This window comes from Miniphocaeibacter sp. (genome assembly GCF_049276255.1).
Classification (GTDB): Bacteria; Bacillota; Clostridia; order Tissierellales; family Peptoniphilaceae; genus Miniphocaeibacter.
On record NZ_JBASWB010000049.1, the window covers coordinates 1 to 1,590 of the forward strand.

The 1,590-nt window shown below is 29.2% G+C and carries 2 protein-coding genes; both read left to right on the top strand.

The window, feature by feature from the left end; genetic code table 11:
* Positions 1-855, top strand: an 855-nt coding sequence (locus tag WAO56_RS05280) for a cell wall-binding repeat-containing protein (RefSeq protein WP_422146293.1), incomplete at its 5' end; no start/stop codon positions are given.
* Between the two features lie 176 nt (positions 856-1,031).
* On the top strand, positions 1,032-1,590 hold a 559-nt coding region (locus WAO56_RS05285; protein WP_422146294.1), incomplete at its 3' end, for a hypothetical protein.

A 1,590-nucleotide genomic window follows, 5' to 3' on the forward strand; every position in this document is an offset into this window, starting at 1 on the left:
ATAATAGCAAATGGAGATGTTTCAGCCGATGCTCTAGCAGCAGGTCCATTAGCAAATGAATTAAAGGCACCTATACTTTTAGTTAAAAAAGACTCTGCAATTCAAGGAGTAAAGAATTATATTAAAGATAATGGTGTTACGAGTGTTTACATTGTAGGTGGAGCAGGTTCTGTTTCTGAAAACCTAGAAAAAGAATTAAAGGCTGTAAAAGAAGGTGTAAGCACTAGTAGAATTTTTGGTAAGGACCGTTATGCAACTTCCATAGAAGTAGCTAGTATCTTAAAGGATAAAGGTTATACTAATGGTGTAATTATAGCAAATGGTACAGATGCAAAAGATGCAGATGCTCTAGCAGCCTCAACCTATGCAACAGAAAAGAAAATGCCAATTGTTTTAACTAATGGAAGTGTCTTAACTCCAGAAGTAAAGACTGGTTTAAAGGATATGAAAACAGCAAAAGCAACTATAATAGGTGGTGCAGGTTCTGTTTCAGAAAATATAATAAATGGAACTGATTTAACCTATACAGGTGAAAAAAGAATATCTGGTTCAAATAGATTTGAAACATCAGTGGAAATAGCTAAAAAATTAACCCAAGCTAATATAAAAACAGTTATAGTTGCAAATGGTTATAAATCACCAGATGCTTTAACTGCTGGCCCATTAGCATATGTAAAAAATGCAGCTATAATATTATCAAAACAAAATGAATTTACATCAAGTCAAAAGACTTATATAGGAACAATTAAAAATATTGAAACAGCTTATATAACAGGTGGAGAAGGTTCTGTTGATAAGGTTGTAGAAACTGAATTAAATACATTAGTTGAAAAAAGTAAAGAAGAAGCAAAATAAATACAAAAAAACTCCTAGTAGGAAACTACGGGAGTTTTCTATTTTTATGAAATTGTAAGAATATTGTAATTAAGTTTTTAAAATTTTGTAATATAATAATGTTGTAGCTATATTTTTAGCTAGGTAATTTTATATAAGTTGTAATTTGTGATAACATCAAGTATAGGAGGGATATAATGAACAAGAGTAAAAGAATTTTTGGAATTTTAATGTCATTTGTAATGGTGTTTTCTATTTTTGCTGGAAATTTGTCTTATGCAGATACAAGTTTAAATAGTAAAAATACAGTGACATTTGATCACAGTGTTAAAATTGATGGTGTAGAAGGAGGCGGTAGTGGAGCTGCCTATTTAGATTTAGGGGTTAAATTAAAGAAAGGTGGGAATAGTACTTCTACAGAAATAGACAAGATAAAAGAACTAGAAAAAGGTGTTGAATATACTGTAGAATATAATACTGAAAAATATGTTTTAAATTCAATAGATATAAACGGTAAAAATGTTAAATCATCTAAATTTAAGGTACCGGATACTAATGAAAAAATATCTATTATGTTTAATTTTAGGAACAAATCTACCTCACTTGTAGAAGTTAAAGTATATGCTGACAATGAACAAATAGCACCAAATAATGCAGATTTAGAAATAGCTGGTAAAAAGTTTGGTTTTTATGATAAACAGATATACTTAACAAAAAACAAAGATTATCCTATAAGTTATAATACAGTTGATTATA